General features: G+C 41.6%; 23 protein-coding genes. All 23 read right to left on the bottom strand.

Annotated features, from left to right (window positions below; all coding sequences use genetic code 11):
* Positions 1–5 precede the first annotated feature (5 nt).
* On the bottom strand, positions 6–1,259 hold the full coding sequence (locus AC1ECB_RS05800) for a M16 family metallopeptidase (protein WP_021167639.1): 1,254 nt from the start codon (positions 1,257–1,259) through the stop codon (positions 6–8).
* Between the two features lie 185 nt (positions 1,260–1,444).
* The gene (locus AC1ECB_RS05795) at positions 1,445–2,332 is read right to left on the bottom strand and encodes an N-acetylmuramoyl-L-alanine amidase family protein (RefSeq protein WP_485667834.1); all 888 of its coding nucleotides are present in this window, start codon (positions 2,330–2,332) and stop codon (positions 1,445–1,447) included.
* A 33-nt stretch (positions 2,333–2,365) separates the two neighbouring features.
* A complete protein-coding gene (locus AC1ECB_RS05790; protein ID WP_485667833.1) occupies positions 2,366–3,601 on the bottom strand; it encodes a glycosyl hydrolase family 18 protein in 1,236 nt (411 codons plus the stop codon).
* A 181-nt stretch (positions 3,602–3,782) separates the two neighbouring features.
* Entirely contained in the window at positions 3,783–4,505 is a 723-nt protein-coding gene (locus AC1ECB_RS05785; RefSeq protein WP_485667832.1) for a polysaccharide deacetylase family protein, read from the bottom strand.
* Between the two features lie 116 nt (positions 4,506–4,621).
* Positions 4,622–6,733: a polyribonucleotide nucleotidyltransferase gene (locus tag AC1ECB_RS05780; protein ID WP_485667831.1), complete on the bottom strand. Its 2,112-nt coding sequence runs from the start codon at positions 6,731–6,733 to the stop codon at positions 4,622–4,624.
* Between the two features lie 133 nt (positions 6,734–6,866).
* Positions 6,867–7,133, bottom strand: coding sequence for a 30S ribosomal protein S15 (gene rpsO / locus AC1ECB_RS05775; RefSeq protein ID WP_021167634.1), 267 nt, complete (start codon positions 7,131–7,133; stop codon positions 6,867–6,869).
* A 142-nt stretch (positions 7,134–7,275) separates the two neighbouring features.
* On the bottom strand, positions 7,276–8,196 hold the full coding sequence (locus tag AC1ECB_RS05770) for a bifunctional riboflavin kinase/FAD synthetase (RefSeq protein WP_485667830.1): 921 nt from the start codon (positions 8,194–8,196) through the stop codon (positions 7,276–7,278).
* A gap of 48 nt (positions 8,197–8,244) precedes the next feature.
* Positions 8,245–9,126, bottom strand: a complete 882-nt coding sequence (gene truB / locus AC1ECB_RS05765) for a tRNA pseudouridine(55) synthase TruB (RefSeq protein WP_485669287.1) — start codon at positions 9,124–9,126, stop codon at positions 8,245–8,247.
* A complete protein-coding gene (locus AC1ECB_RS05760) occupies positions 9,107–10,096 on the bottom strand; it encodes a DHH family phosphoesterase (protein WP_485667829.1) in 990 nt (329 codons plus the stop codon). The genes truB and AC1ECB_RS05760 overlap by 20 nt, the downstream gene beginning before the upstream one ends.
* A 7-nt stretch (positions 10,097–10,103) precedes the next feature.
* Positions 10,104–10,457, bottom strand: coding sequence for a 30S ribosome-binding factor RbfA (gene rbfA, locus AC1ECB_RS05755; protein WP_485667828.1), 354 nt, complete (start codon positions 10,455–10,457; stop codon positions 10,104–10,106).
* Positions 10,458–10,493: 36 nt separating this feature from the next.
* A complete protein-coding gene (gene infB / locus AC1ECB_RS05750) occupies positions 10,494–13,265 on the bottom strand; it encodes a translation initiation factor IF-2 (RefSeq protein WP_485667827.1) in 2,772 nt (923 codons plus the stop codon).
* A 39-nt stretch (positions 13,266–13,304) separates the two neighbouring features.
* Complete coding sequence (locus AC1ECB_RS05745) at positions 13,305–13,610, bottom strand: L7Ae/L30e/S12e/Gadd45 family ribosomal protein (RefSeq protein ID WP_485667826.1); 306 nt, start codon at positions 13,608–13,610, stop codon at positions 13,305–13,307.
* Complete coding sequence (rnpM, locus tag AC1ECB_RS05740; protein WP_485667825.1) at positions 13,607–13,870, bottom strand: RNase P modulator RnpM; 264 nt, start codon at positions 13,868–13,870, stop codon at positions 13,607–13,609. Before rnpM ends, AC1ECB_RS05745 begins: the two co-directional genes overlap by 4 nt.
* The gene (gene nusA / locus AC1ECB_RS05735; RefSeq protein WP_485667824.1) at positions 13,867–14,946 is read right to left on the bottom strand and encodes a transcription termination factor NusA; all 1,080 of its coding nucleotides are present in this window, start codon (positions 14,944–14,946) and stop codon (positions 13,867–13,869) included. Before nusA ends, rnpM begins: the two co-directional genes overlap by 4 nt.
* Before the next feature lie 29 nt (positions 14,947–14,975).
* The gene (locus AC1ECB_RS05730) at positions 14,976–15,434 is read right to left on the bottom strand and encodes a ribosome maturation factor RimP (protein ID WP_485667823.1); all 459 of its coding nucleotides are present in this window, start codon (positions 15,432–15,434) and stop codon (positions 14,976–14,978) included.
* A gap of 233 nt (positions 15,435–15,667) precedes the next feature.
* A complete protein-coding gene (locus AC1ECB_RS05725; protein ID WP_485667822.1) occupies positions 15,668–19,339 on the bottom strand; it encodes a PolC-type DNA polymerase III in 3,672 nt (1,223 codons plus the stop codon).
* A gap of 35 nt (positions 19,340–19,374) precedes the next feature.
* Positions 19,375–20,046 carry an MgtC/SapB family protein gene (locus AC1ECB_RS05720; protein WP_485667821.1) on the bottom strand — a complete coding sequence of 224 codons (672 nt, stop codon included), beginning with the start codon at positions 20,044–20,046 and terminating at the stop codon, positions 19,375–19,377.
* A gap of 83 nt (positions 20,047–20,129) precedes the next feature.
* Positions 20,130–21,845: a proline--tRNA ligase gene (locus AC1ECB_RS05715; RefSeq protein WP_485667820.1), complete on the bottom strand. Its 1,716-nt coding sequence runs from the start codon at positions 21,843–21,845 to the stop codon at positions 20,130–20,132.
* Complete coding sequence (gene ispG, locus AC1ECB_RS05710; RefSeq protein ID WP_485667819.1) at positions 21,845–22,918, bottom strand: flavodoxin-dependent (E)-4-hydroxy-3-methylbut-2-enyl-diphosphate synthase; 1,074 nt, start codon at positions 22,916–22,918, stop codon at positions 21,845–21,847. The genes AC1ECB_RS05715 and ispG overlap by 1 nt, the downstream gene beginning before the upstream one ends.
* 14 nt (positions 22,919–22,932) lie before the next feature.
* Complete coding sequence (rseP, locus tag AC1ECB_RS05705; protein ID WP_485667818.1) at positions 22,933–23,964, bottom strand: RIP metalloprotease RseP; 1,032 nt, start codon at positions 23,962–23,964, stop codon at positions 22,933–22,935.
* 27 nt (positions 23,965–23,991) lie between these two features.
* The gene (locus tag AC1ECB_RS05700) at positions 23,992–25,149 is read right to left on the bottom strand and encodes a 1-deoxy-D-xylulose-5-phosphate reductoisomerase (protein ID WP_485667817.1); all 1,158 of its coding nucleotides are present in this window, start codon (positions 25,147–25,149) and stop codon (positions 23,992–23,994) included.
* 24 nt (positions 25,150–25,173) lie between these two features.
* On the bottom strand, positions 25,174–25,992 hold the full coding sequence (locus tag AC1ECB_RS05695; RefSeq protein WP_485669286.1) for a phosphatidate cytidylyltransferase: 819 nt from the start codon (positions 25,990–25,992) through the stop codon (positions 25,174–25,176).
* A gap of 24 nt (positions 25,993–26,016) precedes the next feature.
* The gene (uppS, locus tag AC1ECB_RS05690; RefSeq protein ID WP_485667816.1) at positions 26,017–26,793 is read right to left on the bottom strand and encodes an undecaprenyl pyrophosphate synthase; all 777 of its coding nucleotides are present in this window, start codon (positions 26,791–26,793) and stop codon (positions 26,017–26,019) included.
* Positions 26,794–26,843 lie beyond the last annotated feature (50 nt).

The raw sequence follows: 26,843 nt of genomic DNA, 5'->3' as shown, positions 1-26,843 counted from the left end.
CCTCCTTAAAAACTAAAATTAGTATTAATAGTTAATGAACCAATAGGGCCCAGCGCAGTAAAGCATAGTTTTTCAGCAACAAGCATTTGCTCAATCATCTGATTCACATCAGTTAGCGTCACCTGGTCTATCTTGTTTACAACCTCATCTAAAGAAACAAATTTTCCCAAAGTAACTTCCATTTTTCCAATACGGGACATCCTGCTGCTTGAACTCTCTAAGCCCAGCAGCAAACTCCCCTTTATTTGCTCTTTGGACTTAATCATTTCTTGCTCACTTATGCCTTTACTTCTAAATTCCCGCAAGTTTTCTATTATAAGGTCCAAAACCTGATTTACATTTACAGGTCGAGTACCGGCGTAAATTGTAAGCAAGCCGGCATCCTTGTAGCTATTTTGATAAGAATAAATGGAATAGGCCAGTCCACGTTCTTCGCGAATGGTTTGGAATAATTTAGAGCTTATTCCGCCACCTAATAGATTATTAAAAATATAAACTGGATAGATCTTGGGGTCCTCCTGGGGCACACTCAATGTTCCTAAGCAGATATGCACTTGCTCGGAATCTTTGCAAATAATTGTTCTGGCCGACTCAAAGGTCGGGGGAGTTATCGCTAATTCTCTTTTTTGTCCTTTAAAGCCATTAAAATAACGGGTCGCTAATGCTACTAATTCTTCATGCGTTATGTTTCCGGCAGCAGCAATTACCATATTATCAGGCGTGTAAAAATCCTGATAATATTTCAGTATAGTATCTCGATTAAAGCGTTCAATTGAATCAGTCGTACCCAAAATATTTCGCCCTAGTGGATGAACAGGCCACACAGTATCCAGATGAAGATCATGCACCAATTCATCTGGGGAATCTTCATACATATGTACTTCTTCCATTACTACTTGGCGCTCACGTTCTATATCTTCTTCGGCAAATTTTGATGACAGCAGCATATCGCTTAGAATATCCATCGCTAAATCAGCATGAGAATCCAAAACCTTCAAATAGTAACAAGTACACTCTTTAGCAGTAAATGCATTCAACTGCCCACCAACAGCATCAACTAGCTCAGCAATATCCTTGGCCGAACGCCGGGCCGTTCCTTTAAACATCAAGTGTTCAATAAAATGAGAAACTCCATGATTATATTCTTCTTCAAGCCTTGATCCTGTTGCAAGCCATACGCCCATACTAACTGATTTCACATAAGGAATCGTTTCAGATACAATGCGAATTCCATTTGGCAATACTGATTTTTTGTACATAAATCTCCTTTTCATTACAGCAAAAATAATGCCTTCGTATTTTACTACAAATTGTTCTTATTGGTAACCATTTCAAAAGAATATGTTTCCAGGTAGTATAAACCTTATTATACCTAAATTTGCTAAAGAAAAAAACAGAGATATTCGCACTGCGTTTATCTCTGTTAAAAAACAAACTAACATTACTAGTTGTTAAAGTATTTTACTACACCATTAAAAATACCCTGCGCTATTTTATTCCGGTAATTATCTTCCTGCAACTTACGGGCCTCGCTCGCATTGGTCACAAAACCCATTTCGACCAAAATGCTCGGCATGGATGTATTGCGCAGCACATAGAAAGTTGCCGAGGAAGTTCCTTTATCTACAGCACCGGTTTCTTTAATGATACTGTTTTGAACCTCAAGTGCCAATTTGGATGATTTGCCACTCGGATAAAAAGTCATCGTTCCATATATGGAAGGGTCGGGATTGGAGTTCGAGTGGACACTGACAAAAATATCTGCATTATTCGCTTCAGCAATATCCACGCGTGCTGCCAACTCCTGACCTAACGAACTGCCTTCAGGTGCAACAGTGCGATCACTTTCCCTTGTCATAATAACTTTTGCTCCAGCTTTAGTCAGCTTATCTCTCAATTTGAGACTAACTGCCAAGTTGTTATCTGTTTCTCTGGTGTAATTAGCTACCGCACCGGGGTTGCTACCACCATGACCAGGATCAACAACAATAACTTTACCGCGTAATATACCGCTGTCTACAATACCTGTAGTCCCTTCATCAGCAGGAAGCGGTGTCACTTTTACCGGATTTTCGGGTAAGGTGGTTGCTGCTTTGCCACCACTAAAAATATTCAATATTGGCCCGAGTATTTTATCAAATAATAAGCTAAATAGCTTGCTAAATACGTCTGACCCGCCAGCCCCACTATTGGTGGATGAAACAGTCGAAGCTGCCAGAGTATTGATAACATTGTCCAAAGCTGCAGCATGACTTACTTGTACTGGTCCTGCTATATTAAATACCAAGACCAAAAGCATGGTTACTATCAATATTTTTTTACTATACACCATAAACCTCCTGTATTGAGTTTTATTCATTTGGAATCACTTGCGAAACTTATCCCGCAGGATTGTCCAAACTCCGGGATCTTCTTCGCCAAGCTTCCACATAGCTGCACCAGCAATGTCATATTTAGTAATAAGTGCCAGCTTATGTTTTATACTTTCGCTGCTTTCAAACCAAACGGTGTGAGCAATACCATCAGCGGCAGTATAACTAAAATACGGAGATTTTGCTGCATCATCCCATTGTACTGCTTGTCCATAACGCTGGGATAGATCCATTATCGCCTTATACTCTAACGACTGTGTTCCCTGGGCTGACCAATCATACCCATAGGCAGCAATACCAAGGTATAATTTATTCTTAGGGATAAACTTGAGTGCATATTTTAGGTTGTTTTCTACCCAACCAATATCCGCAATCGGGCCGGGCCCACTCCACATGCCATGATTGTCATAAGCCATAATCATAATTTTGTCAGCATAGTTAGCCAGCTCTGCATAGTCATAGGCAGCGGCCACATCATTATTTTCATTTTGTTTAGGAAAAACATCAATTGTAACAAGCAAGCCCTGTGGTTTGAGGCGAGCAGAAAGCTCCCGCATAAATGCTGTCAGGTTATCGCGATCTTCAGCAGGCACCATTTCAAAATCAACATTAATACCGTCAAGATTATACTTCTTGATATAGGTCTCAAAATTGTCAATCGTTTTCGTCCTAAGTGCCGGATTTGCCAGTACGGTATGAACTGGCGCAGAGGTGTTGTTGTCTTGTTTGGCATTATTAACCAGCAGCAATACTGTCATATCCTTCTGCTGAGCAGTTTTAACCACTGCAGCATGGTCATTGCCGCCGCGGTCAATCACTGTGCCATCAGCCTGCATTGTAGCCCAGAATGGGGCAATTGTTTTAATTACATCAGTGTTTTTTACCATGGAATTATAGGAAGAAGTATCAGCTCCCCACCATTCGGCGTAAAAACCCACAAATTCTTTCGGTGATGAACTAATTAATCCACCGGCAGAGTTATTTTGCGTTGCCGCAGTGGTAGAGCCGTTATTGCCCAAAACTTTGCCTAGTAATAGGCCAAGTAAAATGTCTAGCATACCTTTACCAGTACTCGTGCCAGCCGATACACTAGAGTCATTAGCCGCAGTAGCTTGTCCTAGTAAATCAGCTATTGAAAAGGCGGCATATGCAGGGGTAACAGGCAGCATAATGGTTATCATAAAAACCATTATTACTACCCAGGATAGTAAATTCTTGTATTTGTTCATATCGTAACCTCCATTCCAAAAAGCATAGCTTACTTACAGCCTTTGCGAAAAGTGAAAGGCTGTAAGTAACTTAGTTCTCAGCTAAACATAATAAAAGGTTTTCCGCTTATGTAAACATAATACTATCATAGATGACGCAATTAGGCAATAAAAAAAGCAAGCTTTCGCCTGCCTATTTATTCTATTTTAGTATATCAGATACACTTGTTATCGTATATCCTCGTTTCTTTATTTCAGCAATTAACCCTGGAAGAGCCTGAGCTGTTGGTGCTGTCGGATGCATCAGAATAATAGCACCATTATGAAGTTTTTTTAGCACCCGCTCGGTAATAACTTCAGGGGGCGGGCGCTTCCAGTCAATTGTATCAATGCTCCACATAACAGTAGTATAGTTGAGTTCTTGTGCAGCTTGCAGTACTGTATTGTTGTATTCACCATAGGGCGGTGCATATAAATTTGTTTTTATCCCTGTAACGCTATTCACAAGCTCCTCTGTTTTTACTATCTGTTCTTTATTTTTTTCTTTACTTAAGTTATTAGGATGCGGATGACTATAGGTATGGTTTCCAAGTTCGTGGCCTCTATTAGCCATATCTTTAAGTACTTCCGGATATTTGTTGGCCCAGCTTCCACCAATAAAAAAAGTAATATGAATATTATTTTCATCAAGTGTTTTCAACATGTCTGGAAGATATTCCTCTCCCCAAAATACATTGCAAGCCAATGCAATCTGTGGCTGAGATGGATTACCTTGAAATACCGGCGGCACTGCAGCAGCTAGCTGCGTAGTGTTTACTAATGGTTGGAGACTGCCTGCCAGCATAGCGACTACCATAAAAACGCCAATAGTAAAATATACATACCAAGCACGAACTTTTCCTACAGTTACCACTTTACACTGCATATAATCAACTCCCGCTCACTACTCTTGCGTAGTAATACAATGTATTACTATTACCTGTATTTTATGAGCCAAAATAAAAAGACTTGGCTTATTGCCAAGTCCCAGCTGATTATCTGCTATTTTCCAGCGTTTTCAGGCTGATTTTCCTTTTGTTCGGCCTTCAACAATTCTTTACGAGACAAATTAATACGTCCCTGGCGGTCAATTTCGGTCACTTTGACCATAATTTCATCGCCTACTTTAACGACATCTTCCACTTTGGCAATACGCTCAAGTGCGAGCTGCGAGATATGCACAAGACCTTCCTTACCAGGAATAATTTCGACAAATGCACCAAAATTCATTAACCGGGTGACTTTACCAGTATATGTGGCACCAACTTCGACACTGCGTATTAAGGCTTCAATGATGCTCACTGCCTTCTGGCCAGCCTCAACATCAACTGCTGCGATGAAAACCTTACCATCATCTTCAATATCAATGCTAACGCCGGTCTCTTCAATAATTTTTTTAATTGTCTTGCCACCTGGTCCAATAACATCTCGGATTTTATCCGGATCAATTTCCATGGTAATAATGCGTGGTGCAAATGGGGAAAGTTCTTTTCTGGGTTCTTTGATCGCCTCAAGCATTTTGTCTAGTATATGCATCCGGCCACGTTTCGCTTGTGCCAGTGCGTCTTTAAAAATTGCTTCCGTAATCCCCGATATTTTCATATCCATCTGCATAGCAGTTACACCTTTAGTAGTACCGGCCACTTTAAAATCCATATCTCCAAGCGCGTCTTCCATACCTTGAATATCAGTTAAGATTGTGTAATTGCTGCCATCTTTAACTAAGCCCATAGCAACACCAGATACCGGCGCTTTAATTGGAACACCTGCATCCATTAGGGATAAGGTACTGCCGCATACACTGCCCATAGAAGTAGAGCCATTGGACTCTAGTACTTCTGATACTAAACGAAGGGTATACGGGAACTCCATCTCGGAAGGGATAACAGGTACTAGTGCCCGTTCAGCTAACGCGCCATGTCCAATTTCACGACGTCCAGGCCCACGTGAAGGTCTAGTCTCACCAACACTAAATGACGGAAAATTATAATGATGCATATAGCGTTTGGATTCCTCAACCCCAAGACCATCAAGAATCTGTTCGTCGCCAATAGCTCCTAACGTAGTGATAGTAAAGACTTGTGTTTGACCACGGGTAAATAGTCCAGAACCATGAGTACGTGCCAACAAACCTACTTCACAGGTAATAGGACGTACTTCGTCAATCTGACGGCCATCAGGGCGAATTTTATCTACTGTAATCATTTTCCGCACAATCTCTTTGAGAATCTTTTGGAACATATTATTAATATCTTTTCCGTTCTCAGGGTAAATTGACAGGAAATGCTCAGTAGCTTCATTTTTAATCTGTTTGATATTTTCCTCACGTACAAGTTTGTCCGCATTAGCTACAGCAACTTTTAACTGTTCGGTTATGTACTCACGCATAGCCACGTCAATTTCGGCTGGCACTTCATAAATCGGTTTTTCTTTCTTAGGCTTGCCAATTTTAGCAATAATAGTTTCCTGAAAAGCCACTATCTCTTTAATTGCAGCATGCCCAAATAAAATCGCTTCAAGCATAGTATCTTCAGACAATTCATTTGCTCCTGCTTCAACCATCAGGATAGCATCTTTTGTGCCTGCTACAGCTAAGTTAAGATCGCTTTTTTCTTGCTGCTCTATCGTAGGATTCAAAATAAATTGATTATTGATCAACCCGACGCGAACGCCACCAACAGGCCCGTTAAAGACAATGTCGGAAATACTTAAAGCGCAAGATGCACCAATCATAGCTGCAATATCAGGCGGGTTATTTTGATCCACCGACATTACTGTCGCTACTACATGAACATCATTACGCAATCCATCGGCAAACAGTGGTCGAATCGGGCGATCAATTAAACGACTGGCTAAAATAGATGCTTCACTTGGACGCCCTTCCCGCTTAATAAAACCACCTGGAATTTTACCTACCGAATATAAGCGTTCTTCATAATCAACTGTTAACGGGAAAAAGTCAATACCTGGTCTCGGTTCAGCTGATTGGGTTGCTGCGACCAGCACTGCAGTATCGCCATAACGCACCAACACCGCACCGCTGGCTTGTTTAGCCATTTTCCCTGATTCAATGATCAAGGTCCGGCCACCTAGTTCCATCTGGAATTTTTCCATATTTTATTTTCCTCCTCTGTATAAGCCCCTTTTCTTTTAGCAAAGATTAACTGTTCGACATTTTTCTTATTATTCCCTTTTTTATTTTCTTTAACCTAAGAAAAAAATAAAAAGCGGAAAATCCGCTTTTTACTTATTTTCGTAAGTTAAGTTTTTCTAAAATTGAACGATAACGCTCAATATCGCTTTCACGCAGATAATTCAAGAGACCTCTGCGCTGACCAACCATTTTTAGCAGGCCGCGACGGGAGTGATGGTCTTTTTTGTGTTCTCTCAAATGTTCAGTTAGGTAATTAATACGTTCTGTAAGAATAGCAATCTGAACTTCAGGAGATCCAGTATCATTTAAGTGTACACGATATGTTTCAATAAGCTTTTGTTTGTTTTCAGGTGTCAACACTGTGGTTCACCTCCTTTTTCTTGTCTATCCCCATTAGCCAAGACATCGCCGGAGACTCGATTATCCTCGCTACGGTTAATGATGTAATTTACTCACTAAAAAATATTTTACCATAAAATTAAAAACATGTAAACCAAAACAATTAAAAATAATGTTTACGAGAAAATTCAATATCTGCCTGCATTTGCTCTTTAAGTTGCCTAACGTTAGTAAAAGCAATCTCACCACGAATTCTATCGATAAATTGGATCCTTAGCTGCTGCCCATAAATAACGCGGTCAAAGTCCAATATATGTACCTCAATACGGTGGGTTTGACGAGTAAAAGTAGGATTATTGCCAACATTGGCAACACCATTATACTTAGCACCGGCTTCATCATATACATAAACAGCATAAACTCCGTCACTCGGAACCAAAAACCCCTGTACAATCGCCAAATTTGCTGTAGGAAAACCGAGTTTTCGCCCGCGTTGGTCACCTTTACTGATTTTACCGGATATAGTTATCGGCCGACCAAGTAAGTTTGCTGCCTGCTTAACCGCACCCTCTGTAACCAGTTGCCTAATGACGGTACTGCTTACAATAACCCCGTCCCTATCCACCATATTGACCACATCGACAGTAAAACCGTGTTTAGCGCCAGCAGCTGTTAATAGCGCCGGCGTTCCAGCCCCCCGATATCCATAAGTGAAGTTAGCACCAACAATTATATGCCGAAGATTAATGTTAGTAACTAATTTCTCAATAAATTTTTCAGGAGTTAATTGTAAGAATTCGGTAGTAAAGGGAACATTAAATAACATGTCCACACCCAACTCGGCAATTAAATTTACCTTTTCCTGATTAGTTATAATAAGTGGCGGACAGCGGTCAGCATCAATCACGTCAAGCGGATGATTACTAAAAGTAAAGACAGCACTGCAACAGTTGTTATTTTTTGCCTGTTGCAGTGTACGCATAATGATTGCCTGATGTCCAATATGAATACCATCAAAAGTGCCTAAAGCCATATAGACAGGTGGATGGTGCTTCACGTTCTCTATCTGGTTAAAGACTTTCATTCTTTTTCTGTTTCTCCTCATTACCCGTCTATGTAAGAATCCGGACCGTTACTGGCCCGGACCTAATATCTTCACGGGAGTTAGTGTTACATGCCCGCCCAGTTGACATGTTTCTCGACCAATACCAATGAATGTGCTTTCCCTGTCATACATTTTTATTAAATCAGAACCGCTTTGCTTGCAGCAGATACTACGCCCATTTTTTATAGCCTGGGCTTCTTGTTCTGACAACACGATCGCTGGCAGATGAGTCAAAACACTATCCGCAGTTTGAATAGCTTGCTCTTTATTAGCGGCAATTTCCTCAAGAGTTAAAGCCTGCTCTAAATGAAAATTTCCTACTCTTGTCCTGACTAAAAAACTCATTACTGCCAAGCAATTTAACCGGTAGCCGATATCAGCACACAAGACCCTAATATAGGTTCCTTTAGAACAGGTTACATCAAATACAATACCTGTTTCGCATTCGGTTACAAGTGAGATATTATTGATTATAATTTTACGCGGTTTTCGCTCAACAACCTGACCTTGCCTGGCCAGTTCATACAACTTTTTACCACCAATTTTTATCGCAGAGTACATCGGCGGAATTTGCTCATTTTCGCCGACAAAAGAAGCAAGTGCATCCTCGATCTCATTCAAATTAGGCCGACTATATGAGCGACTATTTATAATTTTTCCGGTATCATCACCTGTATCTGTTTCAAAACCAAAGGTAAGCTCAGCCCGATAGCTTTTATCTGCGTCAGCCAGGTATTCAACAAGCCTTGTTGCATTGCCAATAAACACAGGTAATACGCCTGCTGCTGCAGGGTCCAAGGTACCCGCATGCCCAACACGCTTTATGCTATATTGCCGCCGGATATATGATACAACATCATGTGATGTCATGCCCGGCGGTTTAAGTACATTAATTATCCCGCTCTGCATCATCGACTCCTAATCCTTTAACTAACAGTTGTTTGGCCGCGTCTATAATCAAAGTTTTAGCTCTGCCAAGAGTTTCTGGCACCGTACATCCAGCCGCCCGGGCATGGCCACCGCCGCCAAAGGCAAGTGCAAGCTGACTTACATCTACCATTTTTGAACGTAAGCTAACCCTAACACTGTGAGTATCGGCTTCTTTAAACATAATGGCAATTTCAATGCCTTCAATATTGCGGGGATAGTTAATAAATCCTTCTGTATCGTCTTTGAAATCAGCTAATATTTCTTGACTCAATGTCAAGGCTGCAATTTTCCCATTTTGACCACCTTCAATAATCTCGAGTGTTTCAAGCACTTTGGGTAATGCCTTAATCACAGCCAGTGGCTTAGCATCCAGATATTCAGAAATAGTATGAGGCTTTGCACCCAAAGCTACTAGTTCTGAAGCAAGTTTTAGCGTTTCTGCTGAAGTATTGGCAAAGCGAAAGAAACCGCAGTCAGTAGCTATCGCCATAAACAAAGCTGTAGCCATACCGCTAGTGATAGCTGCATTCATTTCTTTTAGCAGTTTAAAAATCAATTCTCCTGTTGCCGCTACTTGACTGTCTACATACCAATACTCAGCAAACTTGAGATTAGATATATGGTGGTCAATATTAAGGATAGGCGCTTTAACAACATCCTTTACTTTACCAATCCGTTCTAAGTCGCTGGAATCAAGCACTACCAGCAAATCGGTCTCAGGCATTGCACTTTGAGGCTGTTCGATTTTTTTCCAATCAGCAAGAAATCTAAAAGCACGAGGAACTTCATCATCAAGTAGCATCTTGACATTTTTCCCTTGGGCTGATAAATAGGCATAAAGCGCCAGCATTGACCCCAGTGCATCGCCATCAGGATGGATATGGGCAGTAAGCACGATATGATTAGCCTGACTTAACAGCTTAGCGCTGTGTTTAATAGACACTTCCATATTGTTACTAGTTGCCTTCTTCCTGCTTGATTTTTAAAATCAATTCCTGAATGCGCGCACTATACTCTAAGGTTTCATCAAGATGCAAAGATAGTTCGGGAGTACATCTCATTCTAATTCGTTTGCCAATTTCCGACCGCATATACCCCAAGGCTTTAGTCAACCCGGCCCAAGTCTCTGCTTTTTGATCATCATTTCCCATTAAGCTGACATATACTTTAGCACTTCGCAAGTCACCAGTAGCTTCCACTCTGGTTACTGTTACAAAACCAATGCGCGGATCTTTAAGCTCAGACAGAATGATTTTACTGATTTCTTGTTTTATGAATTCCTGCACTTTTTCTACCCGCAGTTGTCCCATCGTAATTCCTCCACCATCTTGACATACCGTTTACGCTTAAGCCTTAGGAGCGACCTCTTCCATGGTAAAGGCCTCAATCGTGTCGCCTTCCTTAACATCCCGAAACTTTTCAATGGTTATACCGCACTCATATCCTTGTGCGACTTCTTTAACATCATCTTTAAAGCGGCGGAGTGATTCAAGCTTTCCTTCATGAATAACAATACCATCTCTAATCAGTCGAACTTGTGCAGTACTTGTTATTTTCCCTTCAAGTACATACGAGCCTGCAACTACTGCTTTAGGAATAGAAATAACTTGCCGTACCTCTACACGTCCTAGTATAACTTCTTTAAACTCGGGTGCCAGCATTCCAGTGATAGCAGCTTCTACATCATTAATGGCATCATAGATAACACGATAAAGCCTGATATCAATTTTTTCACTATCAGCAGCCTTACGGGCATTCCCGGCAGGCCGAACGTTAAAGCCAATAATAAGTGCGTTGGAAGCAGCTGCCAACATAACATCAGATTCATTAATAGCTCCGACACCGGCATGAACAATGTTTACCCTGACTTCCTTGTTTTTGATATTTAACAATGATTGCCGAAGTGCTTCAACAGAGCCCTGAACATCTGCTTTAACAACTATATTGAGGTCTTTTATGCTGCCTTCCTGAATTTGATTAAACAAATCTTCCAGCGAAACTTTCTGCGATTGTTTAATCTCGTCAGTACGTTTTTTGGCCACACGTTTTTCAGCCACAGCTCTGGCTGTCCGCTCATCCACAGCTACTAAAATATCTCCGGCTGCCGGGACATCTGCTAAACCAAGTACCTCTACCGGAGTAGAAGGCTCAGCTTTCTTTATCTTTTCGCCCCGGTCATTTGTCATGGCTCGAACTTTACCATAAGCTGTTCCGGCGATAATTGTATCACCGACCCGCAGTGTACCTTTTTGTACAAGCACTGTTGATACTGGACCGCGTCCTTTATCAAGTTTGGCTTCAATAATTATGCCATATGCAAGACGGTTGGGGTTTGCTTTAAGGTCAAGCATTTCAGCGACTAGTAAAATCATTTCAAGTAAGTCACTAATACCTGTCTTTTGATGAGCAGACACCGGTACCATAATGGTCTCGCCGCCCCAATCTTCAGGAATTAACTGGTGTTCTGCCAACTGTTGCTTAACTCTGTCAGGATTCGCCCCTGGGCGGTCCATTTTATTGATCGCTACAATAATTGGTACTTTCGCTGATTTAGCATGATTAATAGCCTCTATAGTCTGAGGCATAACACCATCATCAGCTGCAACTACTAAAATGGCAATATCGGTAGCTTGTGCACCACGCGCACGCATGGCTGTAAAAGCTTCATGCCCCGGGGTATCTAGAAAGACGATTTTCTTTCCTTTGCACATCACCTGATAGGCGCCAATATGCTGTGTAATCCCGCCAGCTTCTTGCGTTGTGACATGTGTTTGACGGATAGAATCTAAGAGTGAAGTTTTACCATGGTCAACATGACCCATAACAGTAACAACCGGTGGCCGGTAAACCAAGTCCTTTTCCTCATCTTCGATTTCAGGAATCTCTGTTGGATCTTCCTCAGGTGGAATTGCTTCTACCTCAACCCCGAATTCTCCGCCTAAAATACAGGCAGTATCAAAATCAACTTCTTGATTAATATTCACCATGGTTCCCAGCATCATCAGCTTTTTGATAATTTCGCTGACTTCGCGGCCCATTTTCCCGGCAAGATCTTTAACTGCAATTGATTCGCCAATCCGAATACTCTTCGGTTTGGGCATCTCAACTTTTACATGAGGAGCCTGATTTTTCCCAGGTTGGTGTCTGTGTTGATTAGAACGCGGATTCCTATTTCCATGGCCTGGACCACCGCTATTGCGAGAGTTATTAGTAAAGGGACGACGATTATTGTTAGCCGTCTGTTGTCCTTGCTGACCAGCCCCCGAACGCTGTTGGGTATTCGGGGTTTGCCCTGCTGGTTGCGGACGATTATTAGATTGTTGTTGATTAGTATAGCCTGGACGATTAGTTGATGGCTGCTGTTGATTATTGTAGCCCGAACGGTTATTAGATTGTTGTTGATTGGTAAAGCCCGGACGGTTAGTTGACTGTTGTTGATTGTTATAACCCGGACGGTTACCTGTTTGTGGCTGCTGATGGTTATAGCCCGGACGGTTGGTTGATTGCTGTTGATTATTGCTATAACCCGGGCGGTTACCTGCTTTTGGCTGCTGATGGTTATAGCCCGGACGGTTGCCTGCTTGTGGTTGACTATTGTTAGATCCCGGACGGTTGCCTGCTTGTGGTTGACTATTGTTAGATCCCGGACGGTTGCCTGCTTGTGGTTGACTATTGTTAGATCCCGGACGATTGCCTGCTTGTGGTTGATTATTGTTAGAACCCGGACGATTACCTGCTTGTGGTTGATTATTGTTAGAACCCGGACGATTACCTGCTTGTGGTTGATTATTGTTAGAACCCGGACGGTCACCGGTTTTTGGTTGCTGATGGTTAGACTGAGGACGATTTGGCTGCAAGCTTACAGTTTGGGCTTCCTTTGCCGATTGCAGCACATTCCTTGGTTCGTTCTTTTCAGATTGAACAGGCTGCGCAGCCTGTGTTGGTTCATTTGTTCCAGTCTTTCTGGCAAAAGTCCGTTCAATAGCAACTTTGGCATCATCATCCACACTACTCATGTGATTTTTAGCAATAATGCTATGCCGTCCTAAAATATCTATGATAACCTTGCTGGTTGTATTATGTTCTTTAGCTAATTCATATACTCTATATTTGGACATTGATCCACCCCCATTTTCTTTCTCTCCCATAGGCAACAATTACTCTTGCAAATTCAAGATAATTGGCTTGACAAAACCTTCATCAGTTATCACCACAGCAGCCCGTAATGCTTTGCCGATAGCACTACCTAACTGTTCTTTCGATAAAACACAGAAAACAGTGATATTTTTGGATGCTGCCAAATATTGATACTCTTTTTTAGTACTCTCAGAAGCATCAGCAGCAATAATAAGCAATCTAGCTTTACCTGATTTAATAGCTCCTTGTACAGCAAAATCACCAGAAACAATTTTGCCTGCCTTTTGAGCCAGCCCCAAAAGCGACATTAGTTTTTGTTGATTCATTCTATGATCCCAAGTCTAAGCGCAGCATAAACCTCTTCTCCAATCGGATGTTTCAGTGCCTTTTCCAGTCGTTTTTCTTTAAAAGCTTTTGTCAGACATTGCTCACTACGGCACATATAAGCACCTCGTCCGGCCTTTTTACCGGTCGGGTCCAAAACAATCTCGCCTTCTGGCGTTCGAACAACTCTCAGCAATTCTTTTTTAGATTTCATATCCTGACAGCCCACACACATTCTGAAAGGAATTTTTTTTGGTTTCACTCCAATTCCTCCTGCGCCAAATTCACTGGTGCATTCGGCAATTGCGCAGCTTGCGACTCGCTCTTAATGTCAATTTTCCAGCCAGTAAGCTTAGCTGCCAGCCGCGCATTCTGCCCTTCTTTCCCGATTGCCAATGAAAGTTGATAATCAGGCACAACCACCCTGGACATCTTTTCTGCTTCCTGAACCTCTACTGAAATTACCCTGGCAGGACTTAACGCATTGGCTATATATTTTGCCGGATCAGTATTCCACTTAACAATATCTATTTTTTCACCTTTGAGCTCATTGACGATAGTCTGTACCCGCATACCTTTATGACCTACGCAGGCCCCTACCGGATCAACAGTTTCATCACGAGAGTAAACTGCAATTTTAGATCTCATTCCAGGCTCACGTGCTACTGATTTTAATTCAACTACACCATCATGAATTTCTGGAACTTCCAACTCAAACAAGCGCTTTAACAATCCGGGATGTGTTCTGGATACAAGTATTTGTGGTCCCTTAGTAGTTTTTTTTACTTCCACTATATATGTTTTCAGTCTATCATTATGTTTATATATTTCATCAGGAATTTGTTCAGACGGTGCGAGAACAGCTTCCGCCTTGCCCAAATCAATATATACATTCTTTTGTTCAATACGTTGTACAATACCTGTTACAATGTCGCTTTCCCGATTAGAAAATTCTTCATAAATCATGCCCCGTTCGGCTTCTCTAATCCGTTGAACAACAACTTGTTTAGCTGTTTGGGCCGCAATTCTCCCAAAATTCTTCGGAGTAACTTCAAGTTCAACTACATCCTCCAGCTCGTAGCGTGGATCGATTGCCTTGGCTTCAGTAAGAGATAGCTCAAGCCGGGTATCACTAACGTCTTCAACAACATTCTTGCGGGCATAAACATGTATTTCTCCGGTAGTTCGGTCTAAAGCTACCCTTACATTTTGTGCCGAGCTAAAGTTACGTTTATACGCAGAAATCAAGGCTGCTTCAATTGCATCAAACAGAATTTCCGGCGCAATACCCTTTTCTCTTCCTAGTTGTTCAAATGCCTGCATAAATTCTGCATTCATAACAATTCCCCCTTATTCAATTTTCAATGCTAAAATTCTATATGAAGTCTGATTTGTGCAGTCTTTTCTATTGGGATAGTAACAGTTTGACCATCTATATCAATCTGAACATTACCATTGAGCAAACCAATTAACGTCCCCACTAGTAGTTTCTCTCCGTTAATAGGCTCATAGGTTTTCACTTCTATCTTATCACCAGCATGACGGATAAAATCCCGGTCTTTTTTTAGCGGACGATCAAGACCAGGAGAGGAAACTTCGAGATAATAATGATCTTTTATTAAATCACTTTCGTCCAGCTTAGCTTCAAGTTGTTCACTCACCCACTGGCAATCATCAATCTCAATACCTGATTCTTTATCAAGAAAGACTCTAAGATACCAGTCCCGTTCCTTAACATATTCAACATCAACCAATTCGAGTTTACTATCAACAATAATATCTGAAACAATGGTTTCCACTATTGCTTCTATTTTTTCTCGCAACACAACAATTAACACCTCCAATTAGGGCTTAATAAGCCGTAACAGTTCTTACTTTATATTGTTTCCTAATATCCTACCTCTCATACCTAATTATGGTAAGAGCGACTAGTGCTAAAATACGATGAAAGAGTGGGTGCTCAATACCCACTCTTAAAAAGTCAAATACCTTTTATACACTCAACTATTATACCACTAAACTGGTAATTTTACAACCGGCTTTTCACTCGAATTTCACTTCAGGCAAACAATTGGATTTGATCTGAATCATCTAGTCCTGCTAAACAGCCATGATTTTTCAGAACATCAATTACAGTTTTAGAAACTCTGCTGCGCGAGCGTAAATCCTCAATTGACGAAAAATCTCTGTCTTCGCGAGCTGCTACGATATTATGAGCAGCAGATACTCCTACCCCTTGCAAGGACCCAATTGGAGGTAAAAGCCCATTATCAAGAATTAGAAATTTTTCAGCGTCAGATTTATATAAATCCACCCGGTGAAAAACAAACCCGCGCAAGTACATCTCGTGCGCTATTTCTAAAATCGTTTGGATACTCTTCTCTTTTGTTGAAAGAGCATTTCCTTTTTCCTCTAACATCACAAGCTCATCTTTAAGTACTTTAGCACCTTTGACAATTAAGTCTGCATCAAAATCGGTAGCTCTAACGGTGCAATAGGCGGCATAAAATGCCAACGGATGATGCACTTTGCAGTAGGCTATCCGGAAAGCCATCATTACATATGCTACGGCATGTGCTTTGGGAAACATGTATTTTATTTTCTGACAGGATTCGATAAACCACTCGGGTACATTTTTAGCCCTGATCTTTTCGACATCATCAGGTTTTATCCCCTTGCCTTTACGCACACTTTCCATAGTTTTAAATGCCAGCAGCGAATCAACGCCTTTCTGCATGAGATAGACCATAATGTCATCACGCGTAGAAATGGCCTCAGAAAGTTTAGCAGTTCCACTGCGAATAAGATCCTGGGCATTATTAAGCCAGACATCTGTCCCATGAGAAAAACCGCTTATTCGTATCAGTTCACTAAAGGTCTTTGGTTTCGTATCCTCAAGCATTTGCCTGACAAATTTAGTCCCAAATTCCGGTATTCCGAAGGTGGCAACTGTACTGTTAAGTGCTTCCGGCGTAAGCTGTAGTGCGGTTGTCGAAGAAAATAGGCTCATCGTCGCAGCATCATCAAAAGGAATTGTCTTGGGATCAATATGTGTCAAGTCTTCCAGCATTTTGATCACTGTCGGATCATCATGTCCTAGAATATCAAGTTTGACCAGGCGACTACTGATTGAGTGGTAATCAAAGTGAGTAGTAATTGTTGCTGAGTTCTTATCGTCTGCCGGATATTGAATTGGTGTAAAGTGATGCACATCCATATCCCTGGGTATAACCATAATACCACCAGGATGTTGACCAGTAGTTCGTTTTACGCCGGTACAACCTCCCACAAGCTTATTTATATAAGCATTACGGGCGGTAGAGCCTTTATCATTCAGATAATTTTTAACATAACCATAGGCTGTCTTGTCGGCGATAGTGGCAATCGTCCCGGCCCTAAATACATTATCACGGCCAAATAATTCTTCGGTATATTTGTGGGCAACCGGCTGATAATCACCGGAAAAGTTTAGGTCAATATCAGGCACTTTATCACCATGGAAACCCATAAATACAGCAAAGGGGATATCATGGCCATTTTTCTCCATATCAGTCTGGCAATGAGGACAAACTTTCTCCGGCAAATCGAAGCCGCCACCATAACTGCCATCAGTAATAAATTCACTGTATTTACAACTGGGACAGCGCCAATGCGGTGGTAACGGATTAACTTCGGTTATCCCGGTCATAGTAGCAACAAAAGAAGAGCCTACTGACCCCCTGGAGCCTACCAGATAACCATCATCCATCGATTTCTTTACCAGTTTATGGGCAATAAGATATAGTACAGCAAAACCATGATTAATTATCGAATCAAGTTCATTCTCAAGACGTTTAGCCACAATCTCCGGTAATGGAGTTCCATAGAGTTGTTCGGCGTTTTGATAGGACATAATCTTAATATCTTCTTCTGCCCCAGGGATTTGCGGCGAATACAATTCTTCCGGAATAGGCTTAATGCTTTCAATACTGTCATTAATACGCTTAGGAACCTCAATTACTACTTCATGGGCTTTCTCTGCTCCCAGGTAGCTAAACTCAGCCAACATTTCGTCAGTTGTTCGAAAAAAGAGTGGCGGCTGCTTATCCGCATCATCATAACCCCGCCCAGCCATAAGAATTCGACGATATACTTCATCTTCAGGATTTAAAAAATGAACGTCACAGGTAGCGGCAACAGGTTTTCCCAATTGCGCACCAAGCTCGCAAACTTTTTTGTTGATAACGCGCAATCCTTCTTCATCGGCAATCTTACCTTTGCGTACTAAAAACTCATTATTGCCTGTTGGCTGAATCTCAAGATAGTCATAATACTTAGCAATAGTAAGTAATTCTTCCTGGCTGGCACCATTTATCATCGCGTGAATTAACTCACCCGCTTCGCAAGCTGACCCCAACAATAAGCCTTCCCGATAATCGTCTAATATCATCCGTGGTATGCGCGGCGTACGATGCAGATACCTAAGATGGGATATCGATACCAACCGGTATAAATTGCGCAGGCCAATATTGTTTTGGGCCAAAATGATAATATGACGAGCCTGATTGATATCGTCATCAAACAGATAGCCTTCCATGCCATAGATCACTTTAATACCAGCACTGGCAGCTTCCTCATAGGCTTCCGGGAAAGCTTGCACTACACCATGATCAGTAATGGCAATGGCAGAGTGCCCCCATTTAGCAGCCGTTTTTACTAAATTTTTTGCAGAAACCACAGCATCCATAGCACTCATACGAGTATGGGCATGTAGTTCAATCCGGCGTATAGGCGCATTGTCTTGGCGCTCTTCGACTTTTTCTGCGCGACACATACTGTCAGTAAATAGAATTAATTCATTAGCAAATTTATCATATTGAACTGTCCCTTTAACTGTCGCCTGCATACCGTTTTTAATAGGTCCTGTTGCTTTATCAAACTGCTCTTTATTATCAAAAAAAGCTTTGCCGCTAATACCATCAGTAGAATCAACCAGATCAAATGTCAACAAAAACCGGCCTGATTTCAATTCTTTTACTTCATGGTTAAGAACCTGACCAGTAAGAACTACATTACGTGCTTCCTCCTGGATGGCATTGATCGGCTGAACAGCGACCGCCGCTCCGCGAATATTACGACCAAATAGTATTGGGCTGTCATTTGCTGCTTTTGGTCTATCCTGAGATATAACAGCCTCCTTATACGCGGGAGTTAATAATGCCTCATCACAGTTAATTACTTCTTCCATCTCTGAATAAAGAAATTTCACTTCACAACAGTGACCAAAATTCCGCATAATGAAAGCTTTTATTACCTGCTCGATGCCATGCTCAGCCAAAATTGCTGTTGACAATCCCCCAACAGTTTCAATGCTAAGCGTTTCCCCATCATACGACCAACTCGCTTGCAAAAGCAAATGTTGAATACCGTAATGACCTTCCGTAATTTGTTCAACAAATTGTGGCCAGTTCTCCACCAGATATTGCTTCAAATCTTTTGTCTGCTGAGTAAAACGAACAGTAGTTAAAGCACATTGTTGACATAGATGCTCTGCTATCATACCAATAGTCTGTTCAGAAACAGGTTTAGCTACGGTTATAAATATGATCCATGTCTTAGCAACCGGGTTTACCTCAACTTTAGTAACTTGCGCTGCCTTCACTAATTCCCGATTAACCGTATCAATTGGTAACTGTTCGACAAATTGGAAAAAACTTTGGCAGTTTTCTGGTATAACACAATAACTAGACATTTAACCTCTCCCATCAATAACAGGTCACCACTATTTTACCACGGTTTATCAAGGGATAGCACTCCGTCAATTTCGGCTAGTTCGGCAAATATCTGTATCATATCAGCATTTGCCGGGATTATTAGAACAAACTCAAGGTTTATCACTTTTTGTTCGGGGATATGGTGCATGGTTATATTCTTAATACCAACATTATGTTTTCCAAAAAATATCCCCACTTGACCAATCTGGCCTGGCTGATCGCGCACAATAATTTTTATTTTATCACGACATTTATTACTCCAGTGACGGCGCTCCACTTGCCCAAATAGTACCAATGTTAAAAATACCAGTGCAGTACCGGCGATACCGGCAAAATATAACCCACAGCCAATAGCCAGGCCAATTCCGGCAACAACCCACAAACTGGCTGCCGTTGTAAGCCCTGTAACAGTCAACCCTTCTCGCAGAATAGTACCGGCACCTAAAAAGCCAATCCCACTTACTACTTGTGCCGCAATCCGTGCAGGATCCTTGGTAACAGCATCAAAACCGGAGAACCCATAAATAGACACAAGCGTCATTAATGTCGACCCTATACATACCAATATATGAGTACGCAAGCCAGCCGGACGATCCAAACTCTCGCGTTCAAAACCGATTAAACCGCCAAGAATACAAGAGATCACTAACCGTAAAGTAATATCTATTTCACTGATTGGAGCCACCTTCTCACCTCACATACTTTCCCATATAGTTAAAAAGACGTGATCATCATTATCACGCCTTTTAGTATAAATGGATTATCGTGTTACAACTTTATTAAAAGCTCTTTGACATTACTAAGATATTCTGCTTGGCTAAAATAAAGCACTTCCCCTGTACGCCGGATTTTAATCTCAATTAAATTTTCATTAATTGCCTTGGGACCAATTGTGATCTTAATAGGATAACCAATAAGGTCTGCATCTTTAAATTTAACACCGGGTCGCTCATTGCGATCATCCAGAATAGCCTCTATCCCATTCGCATTTAACTCAGTATATATTTTTTCTGCTAAGGCCATCTGCTTTTCATCTTTACTGCTGACAGGAATAACTACAGCATGGTAAGGAGCAATAGGTGCAGGCCAGATAATACCATTTTGATCATAATTTTGTTCAATAGCCGCTGCCATTGTACGGCTGACGCCAATGCCATAGCAACCCATAACCATCGGTTTTTCTTTACTATCAATATCAATAAAAGTAGCCTGTAATGCCGTACTATATTTGGTAAATAATTTAAATACCTGGCCAACTTCTATTCCCCGGGCAGTTTTAACAGGAGCACCACAGTGAGGACAAGGATCATTTTCTTTTATCAGACGAAGATCTGTAACAAGGAATGGTTTAAAGTCACGGCCAGGATTGACGTTAATATAGTGAGTATCCGGTTTATTAGCGCCGCATACCGCATTACTCATATTCATAACAGTTGCATCGGCAACAATGATAATATTCTCATTATCGTCAAGCCCAACAGGACCAATATAACCAGCTCGACTACCTAATGCATGGGCAATAGCTTCTTCATTAGCCATATCCAGTTGTATACAGCCGACTTTGTTTAATAATTTAATCTCATTTACTTCATGATCGCCGCGAACAAGCGCTAGTACAAGCGTACCAGTATCTGTCCGGTAAGCTAATGTTTTGATCGTCTTTTCCGGTGTAATGCTTAAAAACTGACTGAGATCAACAATAGTCTTCATTCCCGGAGTAGTTTTTTCGTCTAGCGGCAGCTGTTCTTCTCGTGGAAGACAAATCGGATGCAATTCGGCTTTCTCATCGTTGGCTGCATACTCACATTTTTCACAATAGACAATACCAGCTTCTCCTGATTCAGCAATTACCATAAATTCGTGTGAGCCACTGCCGCCAATAGCACCAGAGTCGGCTTCCACGGCGCGGAATGTCAGACCACAACGGGTAAATACGCGTGAATAAGCATCATACATTTTGTTATAGCTTTCGTCAAGACCTGCCTCATCGCGATCAAAGGAGTATAAGTCTTTCATAATAAACTCACGACCCCGCATAAGTCCAAACCGCGGCCTAATCTCATCACGATACTTATTTTGAATCTGATAAAGCATAAGTGGCAGCTGACGATAAGAGCGAATATCCCCACGAACAAGGGTCGTAATCATTTCTTCATGAGTAGGTCCTAGACAAAATTTGCGATCATGACGGTCTTGCAAGCGAAACATTTCTTCACCATAAACGCTCCATCGGCCAGTTTCCTGCCACATTTCGGCTGGCTGAAGAATTGGCATTGCCAATTCTTGTCCACCTTTAGCATCCATTTCTTCACGTACTATTTTTTCAATTTTTTTCAGCACCCGCAAAGCCAAGGGCAAATAGGAATAAACTCCACCTGTAGCTTTACGGATAAGTCCTGCCCTGAGCATTAATTGATGGCTTACTACTTCGGCTTCAGCCGGGGTTTCTCGTAATGTAGGTGCAAATAATTGGGAAAAGCGCATTAAGTATTAGCCTCCTTACTAATTTTATCGATTTCAGCAAATAATGTACTTACTAATTCACCTTCAGGCACTTTACGAATAATCTCGCCTTTACTGAATAACAGACCTTCCCCTTTACCACCGGCAATACCAACATCGGCATCTCTGGCCTCTCCAGGTCCGTTCACAACACAACCCATTACTGCTACCGTAATGGGGGTTTTCATGGTTTTTAACTTACTGTCTACCTGCTCAGCAATTTCAACCAAATTGATTTGGCAACGCCCACAGGTCGGACAAGATATAAGCGTAGGACCATACTTGCGTAGTCCTAAAGACTTAAGAATCTCATTGGCAACATACACCTCTTCGACAGGGTCACCAGTTAATGATACTCTGATTGTATCACCAATTCCCTGAGCTAAAAGCGCGCCAATGCCTACGGCTGACTTAATTACCCCTGAGCGTATTGTCCCCGCCTCAGTAATTCCTAAATGCAATGGATAATCTACAGTTTCTGACATAAGCTTATAAGCACTAATAGTAAGCGGTACATCATGTGCCTTTAACGATATTTTAATATCATGAAAATTAAGATTTTCCAAAATTGCAATATGACTTAACGCGCTTTCGACCATAGCTTCCGCTGTAGGATGCCCGCCATATTTAGCAAGTATTGCTTTACTTAGTGATCCGGCATTAACCCCAATGCGAATCGGAATTCGCCGTTTTTGGGCCTCTTTAACGATTACGGCCACATGATCGACCTCGGCAATGTTCCCTGGATTCAAACGCAACCCATCAATGCCGCGCTCCATGGCCGCAACCGCCAAACGGTAATCAAAGTGAATATCTGCAATAAGGGGAACATCCTCTACGGCGGCTTTTATCTGCTCGATAGCCTGAGCGGCAGACATATCAGGTACAGCAACCCGAACTATATCACAACCGGCATCAATAAGCCGCTTAATTTGCGCTACAGTATCAGCAACATGGTCTGTACGGGTATTGGTCATCGATTGTACCGATATAGGGGCGCTACCACCTACCACCACTTTGCCAACTTGTAGCGGCTGTGTTTTCTTACGCTGCATATTTCATCACCAGCTTAAAACAAATTTAATCGCACTATATCTTTGAAGGTTGCCACAACAAATAGCAGCAGTAACAACGCTAAGCCAATCATCTGAATAAACTGCATTTGGCTATCACTAAGCGGTTTACCTCTAATACCTTCAACAGCCAGTGTGACAACATGCCCACCATCCAATACCGGCACTGGCAAAAGATTAATTAATCCTAAATTGATGCTTAAAAAAGCGGCAAATTGCAGTAATGGAATAATTCCCAATTGGGCAACTTCCCCTGCCATTTGGGCTACACCAATGGGGCCGGCAACATCGGCTGCTGTTTTACCGGTAATCATTTCACCAATACCAATCAACATAGCTTGCGCTACAGTAACTGTTTGTTTTGCAGCCAGACCAGCCGATTCAATTATTCCAGGCTGGTAGTTATCAATCTGGGGAATGACACCAATAACTCCGCGCTTGCCTTTTTCATCATAATCAGGTGTAAGCACAGCTATTTTGTTAGTTTCCAAAGCGCGGGAATAGGTTATCGTAAGCTTGTTTCCTGCATTTGTCTGGATAACACTAACAAAATCCCGCCAGGAATCTACAACTGTTCCATTTACTGCTGTTATTCTATCACCAGGCAGCAACCCGGCAACCGCAGCTGGCTTATCCGGAAAGACTTTACCTATTATTGGTTGGTTGGAGGGACTGTCAATACCTGCGCTCACAAATACAATAAAAAGCAAGAGCACAGGTAAAACAAAATTCATGACCGAACCAGCCACAATTACTAACATCCTAGCCCAGATAGGCTTAGCACTAAATGAACGCTCATCCTGCTGTTCGTCTGGGTCCATACCTGCAATTTTATTAAAACCGCCAAGTGGTATGATACGAATAGAGTAGATGGTCTCACCAATTTTTTTACTTATCAACTTAGGACCAAAGCCGATGGCAAATTCATCCACCCGCATACCCACGCTTTTCGCTGTAATAAAATGTCCTAGCTCGTGAAATAAGATAAGTAAACCGAAAACAAAAATAGTCGCAATGACTGTAGACAAATTTCCACCAACCTTTCAAGTATTGGTTCATTTTTTTAAATCATTTACTGCCAGAAGTGCCAAGTGACGTGCCCATGCATCAGCAGCATCAATCTGCTCCAAATCAGGAGTTGCAATCAAGGTATGTTTTTCCATAGTATATCGTATTACCTGAATGATATCAAGAAAACTAATTTTGCCATTTAAAAAAGCGTAAACCGCTACTTCGTTAGCTGCATTAAAAATACAGGGCATAGTTCCGCCTGCTTTCCCTGCATTATAAGCTAGCTTTAATGCAGGGAAATTTAGCGTATCAGGTTCCGCGAAAGTCAGTGCCGCTAATTTTGTCAAGTCTAAACGAGGGAACTCAGATGATAAGCGTTCAGGATAAGATAACGCATATTGAATCGGCAGTCGCATGTCCGGCATTCCTAGTTGCGCCATAATACTGCCATCAATAAATTCAATCATCGAATGAATTATGCTCTGAGGATGAACACAAACCTCAATATTGTCATAATCAACACCGAATAGCCATTTGGCTTCAATGACCTCTAAGCCTTTATTGGCTAATGTAGCAGAATCAATGGTGATTTTTCGTCCCATTGACCAATTGGGATGTTTTAGACAATCTTCAACCGTCACATTGCGCAATTCTTCTATCGTACGCCCGCGAAATGGTCCACCAGATGCCGTTAAAATAATCCGCTCTATCTGCTGTTTATTTTCTCCATTCAAACATTGAAAAACAGCACTATGCTCGCTGTCAACCGGGGAAATGCTAACATTATATTCCTTTGCTAATGACATCACTAATTCACCGGCAGCTACTAAGGTTTCCTTATTAGCAAGCGCTATATTCTTCTTTGCCTTTATCGCAGCAACCGTTGGCTTCAAGCCTGCAAATCCAACAAGTGATGTCAAAACAGTATCTGTCTGATAAAAAGTAGCTGCTTCCAGCAACCCTTCCTCACCAGCCAAAATTTTCGTTTTACCTCGATAGGCAGTAACCATGCGATCAGCTGCCAATTTATCAATTAGTACCGCAATCTTCGGCTTAAAATACTCAATCTGCTCGGCTAATAATTTCTCATTTTGATACGCAGCTAAGGCAGTTATAGTATACCTATCGGCATTAGCTGCAATCACAGTCAAAGCCTGAGTACCAATTGAGCCGGTACTTCCTAAAATAGCAATATGCTTCATCAAGGAGTTCTCCATTCTAAGTTTCTACACAATAATAAATGCCTTAATATAATAATAAACTACTGGTACAGAAAACATAATGGCGTCAAAACGGTCAAGTATGCCACCATGCCCAGGTAAAATATTACCAGAATTTTTTATGCCGGTAAACCTTTTTAATACTGATTCGGCAAGATCGCCCAAAGGAGCGACAATACCGATTAACAAACCGAGAAAAGCCATATGCACTAGCGGCAATCCGCACAAATGTCCTACAGCAACTACACCTGCGATACTGCCAAGTAAGCCGCCGCTAGCTCCTTCAATGGTTTTTCCAGGACTAATATCCGGACACAACTTGTGCCGGCCAATTAATGACCCTACAAAATATGCCAGCGTATCACTGGCCCAAGTTCCAATAAAAGCTAGCCAAAGATAGACGGCACCTGCTGATAGATTGCCAAGCGCCGTGTACATATAATCATATTGATCTGTAAACCGAAGCAGTAACAAATGAGCAAATGGCAAACTGATATACATTGTGCCCAAGATAGTAAAAGCGGCCTCAGTAACCCCGAATGTCTTATATTTTAGTATTGTTTGCGCCATAGTAACTAATACAACTAACAACATTACCATAACCAATTCCTGCGTGTTGCCAAGCCAAGCACAACCTGATGCCAAAATAATACCAATAAGACCAATATTGTACTGAATTTGAATATCTTTGGCCTGCATCATGGTAAAAAATTCATGCCAGGCAACCAATGCGAGCGCTACTACTGTTGCTGCAAACAGCCAACTGCCATAATTAATAATAACTATAGCTATTGGAATTCCAATAACTGCTGTCAAAATACGCATACCAAGCAATATAGGCACCTACCGTTACTTTGTATTTTTAATCCCGCCAAATCTTCGTTCCCGCTGCTGGTAATCGCGTATAGCCTGCAAGAAATTCTCTGATTTAAAGTCCGGCCAATTAGTCTCTGTAAACCAGAACTCAGCATACGCAACTTGCCATAATAAAAAGTTACTAATACGAAAATCCCCACTCGGCCTAATTAATAAGTCTGGTGCTGGAATATTCGCTGTATATAAATTTTCTTCAATAATTGCCTCATTGATATCTTCTAATGCCAATTCTTGATTTAATACTTTTTCAGTAATTATTTTAACAGCACGCGTCAACTCAGCTCGTCCACCATAGTTTACAGCCAGGTTTAGAATTAAACCGGTATTTTGAGCAGTCTGCGCCTGAGCTTTTTCAATTTTTTTTCGTAAAGTTAGTGCCAGTTCCTCGATCTTACCGATAAACCTGATTTGCACATTATTTTTGTCCAACTCATTAATCTCATTATCAAGATACTCAGCAAGTAAACCCATAAGCAACCTAACTTCATCAGCTGGCCGCCGCCAATTTTCCGTAGAAAAAGCATAAGCAGTAAGAACTTTTATGCCGATCTCCGAAGCTGTCATAACAATTTCTCGTAGCGTTTCCGCGCCAGCCCGGTGACCAAACGCACGGGGAAGACTTTTCTTTTGAGCCCATCTGCCGTTTCCATCCATAATGATTGCCACATGGCCCGGAAGTCTAGTCAAATCAATCGAAGTATAATCATTTTGCTTATTAACAGCCTTATCACTAAACCACTTTTTCCACACACTAAGCCCCTCCGCCAAACTGCAGCATAGTTATTACCAAAATTATCTCC

The sequence above is a fragment of the Sporomusa sp. 246TCP1 genome (assembly GCF_057319775.1).
Note: the sequence above shows the minus strand (reverse complement) of the source record. Positions and strands in the feature narration are given on the sequence as shown.

Excerpts from the sequence above, each read along its gene's own strand:
- ispG (WP_485667819.1), bottom strand. The coding sequence starts at position 22,918 with ATGCAGCGTAAGAAAACACAGCCGCTACAAGTTGGCAAAGTGGTGGTA.
- AC1ECB_RS05715 (WP_485667820.1), bottom strand. The coding sequence starts at position 21,845 with ATGCGCTTTTCCCAATTATTTGCACCTACATTACGAGAAACCCCGGCT.
- AC1ECB_RS05800 (WP_021167639.1), bottom strand. The coding sequence starts at position 1,259 with ATGTACAAAAAATCAGTATTGCCAAATGGAATTCGCATTGTATCTGAA.
- AC1ECB_RS05790 (WP_485667833.1), bottom strand. The coding sequence starts at position 3,601 with ATGAACAAATACAAGAATTTACTATCCTGGGTAGTAATAATGGTTTTT.
- AC1ECB_RS05725 (WP_485667822.1), bottom strand. The coding sequence starts at position 19,339 with ATGTCTAGTTATTGTGTTATACCAGAAAACTGCCAAAGTTTTTTCCAA.
- AC1ECB_RS05695 (WP_485669286.1), bottom strand. The coding sequence starts at position 25,992 with ATGCGTATTTTGACAGCAGTTATTGGAATTCCAATAGCTATAGTTATT.
- AC1ECB_RS05780 (WP_485667831.1), bottom strand. The coding sequence starts at position 6,733 with ATGGAAAAATTCCAGATGGAACTAGGTGGCCGGACCTTGATCATTGAA.
- AC1ECB_RS05700 (WP_485667817.1), bottom strand. The coding sequence starts at position 25,149 with ATGAAGCATATTGCTATTTTAGGAAGTACCGGCTCAATTGGTACTCAG.
- AC1ECB_RS05785 (WP_485667832.1), bottom strand. The coding sequence starts at position 4,505 with ATGCAGTGTAAAGTGGTAACTGTAGGAAAAGTTCGTGCTTGGTATGTA.
- AC1ECB_RS05760 (WP_485667829.1), bottom strand. The coding sequence starts at position 10,096 with ATGGAAGTGTCTATTAAACACAGCGCTAAGCTGTTAAGTCAGGCTAAT.
- AC1ECB_RS05745 (WP_485667826.1), bottom strand. The coding sequence starts at position 13,610 with ATGAATCAACAAAAACTAATGTCGCTTTTGGGGCTGGCTCAAAAGGCA.
- truB (WP_485669287.1), bottom strand. The coding sequence starts at position 9,126 with ATGCAGAGCGGGATAATTAATGTACTTAAACCGCCGGGCATGACATCA.
- AC1ECB_RS05770 (WP_485667830.1), bottom strand. The coding sequence starts at position 8,196 with ATGAAAGTCTTTAACCAGATAGAGAACGTGAAGCACCATCCACCTGTC.
- rbfA (WP_485667828.1), bottom strand. The coding sequence starts at position 10,457 with ATGGGACAACTGCGGGTAGAAAAAGTGCAGGAATTCATAAAACAAGAA.
- infB (WP_485667827.1), bottom strand. The coding sequence starts at position 13,265 with ATGTCCAAATATAGAGTATATGAATTAGCTAAAGAACATAATACAACC.
- AC1ECB_RS05795 (WP_485667834.1), bottom strand. The coding sequence starts at position 2,332 with ATGGTGTATAGTAAAAAAATATTGATAGTAACCATGCTTTTGGTCTTG.
- nusA (WP_485667824.1), bottom strand. The coding sequence starts at position 14,946 with ATGAATGCAGAATTTATGCAGGCATTTGAACAACTAGGAAGAGAAAAG.